General features: G+C 64.1%; 8 protein-coding genes. All 8 read left to right on the plus strand.

Annotation, left to right across the window (positions count from 1 at the left end):
• Positions 1-2: 2 nt before the first annotated feature.
• A complete protein-coding gene (locus FCK22_RS08975) occupies positions 3-2,294 on the plus strand; it encodes a bifunctional salicylyl-CoA 5-hydroxylase/oxidoreductase (protein ID WP_067263239.1) in 2,292 nt (763 codons plus the stop codon).
• The gene (locus FCK22_RS08980) at positions 2,291-3,022 is read left to right on the plus strand and encodes an SDR family NAD(P)-dependent oxidoreductase (protein WP_136720381.1); all 732 of its coding nucleotides are present in this window, start codon (positions 2,291-2,293) and stop codon (positions 3,020-3,022) included. Before FCK22_RS08975 ends, FCK22_RS08980 begins: the two co-directional genes overlap by 4 nt.
• Positions 3,019-3,480: a MarR family transcriptional regulator gene (locus FCK22_RS08985; protein ID WP_067262725.1), complete on the plus strand. Its 462-nt coding sequence runs from the start codon at positions 3,019-3,021 to the stop codon at positions 3,478-3,480. Before FCK22_RS08980 ends, FCK22_RS08985 begins: the two co-directional genes overlap by 4 nt.
• On the plus strand, positions 3,470-4,270 hold the full coding sequence (locus FCK22_RS08990; RefSeq protein WP_067262722.1) for an enoyl-CoA hydratase family protein: 801 nt from the start codon (positions 3,470-3,472) through the stop codon (positions 4,268-4,270). Before FCK22_RS08985 ends, FCK22_RS08990 begins: the two co-directional genes overlap by 11 nt.
• Positions 4,271-4,314: 44 nt before the next feature.
• Positions 4,315-5,466, plus strand: coding sequence for an acyl-CoA dehydrogenase family protein (locus FCK22_RS08995; RefSeq protein WP_067262720.1), 1,152 nt, complete (start codon positions 4,315-4,317; stop codon positions 5,464-5,466).
• Positions 5,463-7,085 carry an AMP-binding protein gene (locus tag FCK22_RS09000; protein WP_067262718.1) on the plus strand — a complete coding sequence of 541 codons (1,623 nt, stop codon included), beginning with the start codon at positions 5,463-5,465 and terminating at the stop codon, positions 7,083-7,085. The genes FCK22_RS08995 and FCK22_RS09000 overlap by 4 nt, the downstream gene beginning before the upstream one ends.
• Positions 7,082-7,909 carry a tryptophan 2,3-dioxygenase family protein gene (locus tag FCK22_RS09005; RefSeq protein ID WP_067262715.1) on the plus strand — a complete coding sequence of 276 codons (828 nt, stop codon included), beginning with the start codon at positions 7,082-7,084 and terminating at the stop codon, positions 7,907-7,909. The genes FCK22_RS09000 and FCK22_RS09005 overlap by 4 nt, the downstream gene beginning before the upstream one ends.
• Positions 7,910-9,080: kynureninase (gene kynU, locus FCK22_RS09010; protein ID WP_136720387.1), on the plus strand; the 1,171-nt coding region annotated here is incomplete at its 3' end.

Consider the following 9,080-nt stretch of genomic DNA (forward strand, 5'->3'; position numbering starts at 1 on the left):
CGATGCGTGCAATCTGTCTTGGCGGCGGTCCTGCGGGGCTGTACTTCGCGATCTCTCTCAAGCTGCGCCAGCCCGAGGCCGATGTCACCGTGCTTGAGCGCAACCGCCCCGATGACACCTTCGGCTGGGGCGTCGTGCTCTCGGACGAAACGCTGGACAATCTCGAAGCCAACGATCCCGTCTCGGCCAAGGAAATCCGCAGCCACTTCGCCTATTGGGACGACATCGCGCTGCACCACAAGGGCAACACGATCCTCAGCTCCGGCCATGGCTTCTGCGGCATCGGACGCAAGCGCCTTTTGCTGATCCTGCAGGAGCGGGCCCGCGAATTGGGTGTGAACCTTCAGTTCGAGACCGAGGTGAAAGCCGCTTCGGAATACATGGACGACTACGATCTCGTGGTCGCCTCGGACGGTCTGAACTCCAAGACCCGGATGGAGTTCGAGGACACTTTCAAGCCCGACATCGACGTGCGCCGCTGCCCCTTCGTCTGGCTCGGCACGCATCAGAAGTTCGACAATGCCTTCACCTTCATCTTCGAGAAGACCGACAAGGGCTGGATCTGGGTTCACGCCTACCAGTTCGACAAGGACACCGCGACTTTCATCGTCGAATGCAGCCAGGAGACCTTCGACGCCTACGGTTTCGGCGAGAAGACGCAGGAAGAGACCATCGCGATCTGCGAGGAGATCTTCAAGGACCACCTTGATGGCCACAAGCTGATGACCAACGCCAGCCACATCCGCGGCTCGGCTTGGATCAAGTTCCCGCGCGTGCTTTGCGAAAAGTGGAGCCACGAGAATGTCGTTCTGCTGGGCGATGCCTCGGCCACGGCGCATTTCTCGATCGGGTCGGGCACGAAACTGGCGCTGGAATCGGCGATCTCGCTTGCGAAACACGTCACAGACGATGCCGATCTGCCGACGGCTTTCGAGAAATACGAGGAGGCCCGCCGCCTTGAGGTGCTGCGCCTGCAATCGGCGGCGCGCAACTCGGTCGAATGGTTCGAGGACGTGGAGCGCTATCTCGATCTGGACCCGGTGCAGTTGAACTACTCCATGCTGACGCGCAGCCAGCGGATCAGCCATGAAAACCTGCGCGAGCGGGATCCGAAATGGCTTGAGGGGGCCGAGAAATGGTTCCTCGAACAGGCCGGGGCCGACACCAACGGCCCGATCCGTGCCCCGATGTTCGCGCCCTTCCGCCTGCGCGACATGAAGCTCGAAAACCGCATCGTCGTCTCGCCCATGGCGCAGTACAAGGCCGTCGACGGCTGTCCGACCGACTGGCATTTCGTGCATTACGCCGAACGCGCCAAGGGCGGCGCGGGACTGGTCTATACCGAGATGACCTGTGTGAGCCCCGAGGGCCGCATCACGCCGGGCTGCCCCGGCCTCTACGCGCCCGAGCATGAGGCGGCGTGGAAGCGGCTCACGGATTTCGTCCATGCCGAGACCGACGCCAAGATCTGCTGCCAGATCGGCCACTCGGGGCGCAAGGGCTCGACCCAACTCGGCTGGGAGGAGATGGACGCGCCGCTCAAGGCCGGGAACTGGGAGATCATCTCGGCCTCGCCGATCCCGTGGTCGGAAAACAACGCCGTGCCGAAGGAAGCGACGCGCGCCGACATGGACCAGATCCGCGACGAATTTGTCGAGGCCGCCCGCATGGCCGACCGTGCCAATTTCGACATGATCGAGTTGCACGCGGCCCACGGCTACCTGATCTCGTCGTTCATCTCGCCCCTGTCGAACCGGCGCGAGGATGAATACGGCGGCAGCCTCGAGAACCGCATGCGCTACCCGCTGGAAGTCTTCCGCGCCATGCGCGACGCCTGGCCCGAGGAGAAGCCGATGGCGGTGCGTATCTCGGCCAACGACTGGGTCGAGGAAGACGGCGTCACGCCCGAAGAAGCGGTCGAGATCGCGCGCATGTTCAGCGCGGCCGGGGCCGACATCATCGACGTCTCGGCGGGCCAGACCTCGAAACAGGCCAAGCCGGTCTATGGCCGCATGTTCCAGACGCCTTTCAGCGACCGCATCCGCAACGACGGCGGGATCAAGACCATGGCCGTGGGCAATATCTACGAGGCCGACCACGTGAACTCGATCCTCATGGCGGGCCGCGCCGATTTGGTCTGCCTCGCCCGTCCGCATCTGGCCGATCCCTATTGGACCCTGCACGCCGCCGCCGCCATCGGCGACCGCCACGCCGACTGGCCGCTGCCCTACGGCCCGGGCCGGGATCAGGCATGGCGTCTCGCGGACCGTGCCGCGGAGATGGAGAAAGTATGAGCCATATCGTCATCACCGGCGGCGGCACCGGCGTGGGGGCCGAGATCGCCCATGCGGTGGCTGCCACCGGCGCCAAGGTGACCATCATGGGCCGCCGCGAAGCGCCCCTGCGCGAGCAGGGGTTGCCGTTCCAGACCTGCGACGTGACCGATCCGGAGGCCGTGCAGGCCGCCTTCGCCGCCGCGCGCGCTGAGAATGGCCCCATCACCGGCGTCGTCGCCAACGCGGGTGCTGCCCATTCCGCGCCTTTCCACAAGATCACCGCGCAGGACATGACCGACATGATGGCGGTCAATGTCACGGGCGTCTTCAACGTCTGGCAGGCGGCACTGGTGGAGATGAAGGAGGCCGGGCAGGGGCGGCTGATCGTCGTGGCCTCGACCGCGGGGCTCAAGGGCTATCCTTACGTTGCGGGCTATGTCGCGGCGAAACACGGTGTCGTCGGCCTCACCCGCGCGCTGGCGCTGGAACTGGCGCGCACGGGCATCACGGTGAACGCAATCTGTCCCGGTTTCATCGACACGCCGCTGCTGGAACGCTCGGTCGAGAACATCACCAGCACCACCGGCAAGAGCGCCGAGGAGGCCCGCGCCCTGCTGAAACGCGCCAGCCCGCAGAACCGTTTCGTGGAGACCTCCGAGGTTGCGGGCGCCGTGCTTTACCTGCTCTCAGATGCCGCGGCCTCGGTCAACGGCCACGCGCTGGCGCTATCGGGGGGCGAGGTGTGAGCGACGCGGCAAAGGATCGCGTCCGGCTCTGGCTGCGGCTGCTGAAAGTGGTGCGCGGGCTGGAGCAGGAGCTGCGCGATACGCTGCGGCGCGAGCATAACACCACGCTGCCACGTTTCGACGTGATGTCGGCCCTCTCGCGCCATCCCGAGGGGCTGAAGATGAGCCAGCTTTCCGGCGTGCTGCGGGTGTCCAACGGCAATGTCACCGGCATCGCCGACCGCCTCAGCGAAGAGGGGTTGGTGGAGCGCATCCCAGTGCCGGGCGACCGGCGTGCGATGATGCTGCGGCTGACGTCCGAGGGGGCGGCGCAATTCGCCCGCCAAGCGCAGGCGCATGAAGATTGGATCAACGAAAAACTGCGCGGAATCTCCTCCGAGGAAGCCCGCGCCATGGCGGCCCGCCTACAAGCCTTCGCCGCCCAAACGGAAGAAGAGGAAAAAGCCAATGCGCAGTGATGTGACGCATTTTCAATGCGAGATCAAAGACCGGATCGCCACCGTGCGGCTCGACCGGCCCGACCGCAAGAACCCGCTGACCTTCGACAGCTACGCCGAGTTCCGCGACTGGTTCCGCGATCTGGTCTATGCCGATGACGTCGACGTGGTGATCTTCGGCTCCAACGGGGGTAACTTTAGCTCCGGCGGGGATGTGCATGATATCATTGGCCCTTTGACCAAGATGAACATGAAAGAGCTGCTGCAATTCACCCGCATGACCGGCGATCTGGTCAAGGCCATCGTGAACTGCGGCAAGCCGGTGATCGCCGCCGTCGACGGTGTCTGCGTCGGCGCGGGCGCGATCATCGCTATGGCCTCGGACCTGCGGCTGGCGACGGCGGAGGCCAAGACGGCTTTCCTCTTCACCCGCGTGGGCCTTGCCGGCTGCGACATGGGCGCCTGCGCGATCCTGCCGCGCATCATCGGCCAAACCCGGGCCGCCGAACTGCTCTACACCGGGCGCTCGATGTCGGCCGAGGAGGGCGAACGCTGGGGCTTCTACAACCGTCTGGTAACAGGCGAGACGCTGGAAGAAGAGGCCATGACACTGGCCAAGAAAATCCAGGCGGGCCCCAATTTCGCGCATATGATGACCAAGACGATGCTGGCCCAAGAATGGGCCATGTCGATCGAACAGGCGATCGAGGCCGAGGCGCAGGCGCAGGCGATCTGCATGCAAACGGGTGATTTCGAGCGCGCCTACAACGCCTTCGTCGCCAAGGAGCGCCCAGTCTTCGAAGGGGACTGAGCCGAATACGAAAGCCAAAAGATAACACGCGGGGAGGCGTAACCATGGCTGACAAAAGTTTTCTCGACTGGCCCTTTTTCGAACCGCGCCACAAGGAGTTGGCGCTGAAGCTCGACGACTGGGCCAAGCGCGAACTGAAAAACGTGGATCACGGCGACACCGATGGCGCCTGCCGCGATCTGGTGACGATGATGGGTCAGGACGGCTGGCTGCGCCACAGCGGGGCCGAGGGGGACGAGGTGCTCGACGTGCGCACGCTCTGCCTGATCCGCGAAACACTGGCGCGGCACGACGGGCTGGCGGATTTCTCCTTTGCGATGCAGGGACTTGGCACCGGCGCGATCTCGCTCTTCGGGACCGATGAGCAGAAGGCCGAATGGCTGCCCAAGACCCGTTCGGGGCAGGCGATCTCGGCCTTTGCCCTGACCGAGCCGCAGTCGGGTTCGGACGTGGCCAATTCCACCATGACCGCCAAGGCCGATGGCAACGGCTATGTGCTTGACGGGCGCAAGACGTGGATTTCCAACGGCGGCGTCGCGGATGTCTACACCGTCTTCGCCCGCACCGGCGAGGCGCCGGGTGCCAAGGGGCTTTCGGCCTTCATCGTGCCCGCCGACACGCCGGGGCTAAAGGTCGAGGAACGGCTTGAGGTCATGGCCCCGCACCCGCTGGCGACGCTGCATTTCGACGGCGTGAAACTGCCCGGCTCAGCGCTTCTGGGTGAGGCGGGGCGCGGCTTTGCCATCGCCATGTCGGTCCTCGACGTCTTCCGCTCCACCGTGGCGGCCGCGGCCCTCGGCTTTGCCCGCCGCGCGCTGGACGAGGCGCTCACCCGCGTGACCAGCCGTCAGGTGCAGGGCGCGCCCTTGAGCGAGTTGCAGATGGTGCAGGGCCATATCGCGGACATGGCGCTTGACGTCGATGCCGCGGCGCTGCTGGTCTACCGCGCCGCCTGGGCCAAGGACAGCGGCGCGCCGCGCGTCACCCGCGAGGCGGCAATGGCGAAGCTCTTTGCCACCGATCAGGCGCAAAAGGTCATCGACAAGGCGGTTCAATTGCACGGCGGCGATGGTGTGCGTAATGGCGAGGCAGTCGAGCGACTTTACCGTGAAATCAGGGCCTTGCGCATTTACGAGGGCGCCTCGGACGTGCAACGTGTTGTCATCGCGCGACAGACTTTGGGAGCCATGTCATGAAGCTGCATCCGACCGGACATGAAGACACATTCGCCCGCGAAAACCTGCCGCCTTTCGACCAGTGGCCGGATCTGTTGCTGGAGCGTTTCGACTATCCCGAACGCCTGAACGTCGGCGTCGAACTCACTGATAAAATGGTGGAAAAAGGGTTCGGTGATCACACCGCGCTGATCGGCAACGGGCGGCGGCGGACCTATAAGGAGTTGTCGGACTGGACCAACCGTCTGGCCGCGGCGCTGGTTGAGGACTTGGGCGTGAAGCCGGGCAACCGGGTGCTGATCCGTTCGGCCAACAACCCCGCCATGGTGGCTTGCTGGCTGGCGGCGACCAAGGCGGGGGCGGTGGTGGTCAACACCATGCCGATGCTGCGCGCGGGTGAGCTTTCGGCCATCGTCGACAAGGCCGAAATCACCCATGCGCTCTGCGACACGCGGCTGATGGATGAGATGACGGCCTGCGCCAAGACCTCGAAATTCCTCAAGACCGTCGCGGGCTTCGACGGTACCAGCAACCACGACGCCGAGTTGGACCGTCTGGCGCTGGAAAAACCGGTTCATTTTGAGGCGGTGGACACCGCGCAGGACGATGTGGCGCTGCTCGGATTTACATCAGGAACCACCGGTAACCCCAAGGCAACAATGCATTTTCACCGTGATCTTTTGATCATCGCGGATGGCTATGCCCGCGAGGTGCTCAGCGTCAGCCCGGAAGATGTCTTCGTGGGCTCGCCACCCTTGGCCTTCACCTTCGGCCTCGGCGGTCTTGCCGTATTCCCGCTCCGCTTCGGGGCCGCGGCGACGCTTTTGGAGACCGCCAGCCCGCCCAACATGATCGAGATCATCGAGAAGTACAAAGCCACGGTCTGTTTCACCGCGCCGACCGCCTACCGTGCCATGCTGCAGGCGATGGAAGAGGGCGCGGACCTCAGCAGCCTGCGCGCTGCGGTCTCGGCGGGCGAGACGCTGCCCGCGCCTGTTTACCACGAGTGGCAGGAGAAAACCGGCAAGCCCATGCTCGACGGCATCGGGGCGACGGAGATGCTGCATATCTTCATCTCCAACCGCTTCGACGACCACCGCGCCGCTTGCACGGGCAAGCCGGTGACGGGCTACGAGGCCAAGGTGATCGACGCGGAGGGCAACGAGGTGCCCCGCGGCGAGGTGGGGCGGCTTGCGGTGCGCGGGCCGATCGGTTGCCGCTATCTGGGCGACAAACGGCAGGCCGATTACGTCAAGGACGGCTGGAACATCACCGGCGACAGCTTCATCATGGACGAAGACGGCTACCTGAATTTCGCCGCCCGCAACGACGATATGATCATCAGTTCGGGCTACAATATCGCGGGTCCGGAGGTCGAAGCCGCACTTCTAAGCCACCTTTGGGTCAGCGAATGCGGCGTGGTCGCCGCCCCCGACGAGGCGCGCGGCTCCATCGTGCAGGCGCATGTGGTTCTGGTCGAAGGCACGCCAGAAGATTCCAATACCATCAAGATCTTGCAGGATCATGTTAAAGCGACGATCGCGCCTTACAAATACCCGCGCGACATCCGTTTCATCAAGGAGCTGCCCAAGACCGCGACCGGCAAGATCCAGCGTTTCGCGCTGAGAGAGGGCACATGAGCACGTTCGACGAAGCCTCCAAGGGCGCCAAGATGGATTTCGCCAAGGACAAGTCCTATGGCGATTACCTCGGCCTGGACCAGATCCTGACCACCGAGAATCCGCTCGACATGGCGCATGACGGGCTGCTGTTCATCATCCAGCACCAGACGTCCGAGCTTTGGATGAAGCTTGCGATCCACGAGCTGACGGCCTGTCGCAAGGCCCTGCAGGCTGGTGATTTGCGCCCCAGTTTCAAGATGTTGACCCGGGTCGCGCGGATCTTCGAGCAGCTCAATTCGGCTTGGGACGTGCTGCGCACCATGACGCCCAGCGAATACACGCAGTTCCGCCCCTACCTTGGCGCGTCCTCGGGCTTCCAGTCCTACCAGTATCGCTTGATCGAATATCTTCTGGGCAACCGCATCGCCGCGCTGACCAAGCTGCACGAACATACGCCCGAGCCGCACGCGGCGCTCGTGTCGGAGATGCAGCAGCCGAGCCTTTATCAGGTGGCGGTCGATCTGCTTTGTGACCGGATGGGGGTGCCCTCGCTCGCCGGCCAGCCCGAGCCGCGTGCATGGGAGGCCAAGCAAGAGGTGCAAGACCTCTGGCAAAAGGTTTATGAAGACCCGTCCACCCATTGGGAACTCTACGAATTGGCGGAGAAGCTCGTTGATCTTGAGGATTATTTCCGCCGCTGGCGGTTCAACCACGTCACCACCGTGGAACGCATCATCGGATTCAAACGCGGTACGGGCGGCACCTCGGGTGTGACCTATCTGCGCAAAATGCTCGAAGTGGAGCTCTTCCCCGAGCTTTGGCATGTGAGAGGAGCGCTATAAGTGTCTGTTTTGAGAAAAGATCAGTTTGTCCTGCCCGAGGGTGTCATCTACCTTGATGGCAACTCGCTGGGGCCGCTGCCGAAGGCCGCCGCGGCGCGGGTCCAGGAGATGATCACGGACGAATGGGGCGAGATGCTGATCCGCGGCTGGAACAAGGCTGCTTGGATGGAACAGCCCGCCCGCGTCGGCAATATGGTGGCGGGGATCGTCGGCGCGCCCGAGGGTTCGGTTGTCATGGGCGACACGCTCTCGATCAAGGTGTTTCAGGCGCTGGCCTCGGCGCTGAAGCTGCGGCCCGGGCGGAAGGTGATCCTGTCGGACAACGGCAACTTCCCGTCGGACCTCTACATGGCCGAGGGGCTGGTGGGGCTGTTGGAGCAAGGCTATGAGCTGCGCACCGTGGCACCCGAGGAGGTGACGGAAGCCATTAGCGAGGATATCGCCGCCGTGATGCTGACGGAGGTCGATTACCGTACCGGCCGCAAGCACGACATGAAGGCAATCACCGAACTGGCCCATGCCAATGGCGCGGTGATGATCTGGGATCTGGCGCATTCGGCGGGGGCGCTGCCGGTGGACCTTGCAGGCTCCAACTGCGAATTCGCCGTGGGCTGCACCTACAAGTACCTCAACGGCGGGCCGGGCGCGCCGGGCTTCATCTACGTCCGCCCCGATCTGGCCGACGAGGTGCAGCCGGCGCTGGCGGGCTGGCTGGGCCATCGCCAGCCGTTTGCCTTCGACACAAGCTATGAGCCGGGACAGGGGATCGAGCGGATGCGCGTTGGCACGCCGCCGGTCATTCAGCTCACCGCGTTGGAAGTGGCGATGGAGCTTTGGGCCGATGTCGACATGCAGGCGCTGCGGGAGACCTCGGTGGCGTTGCAGGAGCAGTTCATCGAGGAGATCGAGCGCGACGTGCCGCAGCTGACGCTGGCGAGCCCGCGGGGCAGCGCCGAGCGGGGCAGCCAAGTCTCCTTCCGCTTCGAGGAAGGCTATGCCGCGATACAGGCGGTGATCGACCGCGGCGTGATTGGCGACTTCCGCGCGCCCGACATCATGCGCTTTGGCTTCACGCCGCTTTATCTGGACGCCGAGGATGTCTCCAAGGCGGTCGCGATCATCCGCGATGTGATGGAGAACCGCCTCTGGGATAACGAAAAATACAAGACCG

Source organism: Sulfitobacter sp. 15WGC, from assembly GCF_005068605.1.
GTDB classification, from domain to species: Bacteria; Pseudomonadota; Alphaproteobacteria; order Rhodobacterales; family Rhodobacteraceae; genus Sulfitobacter; species Sulfitobacter faviae.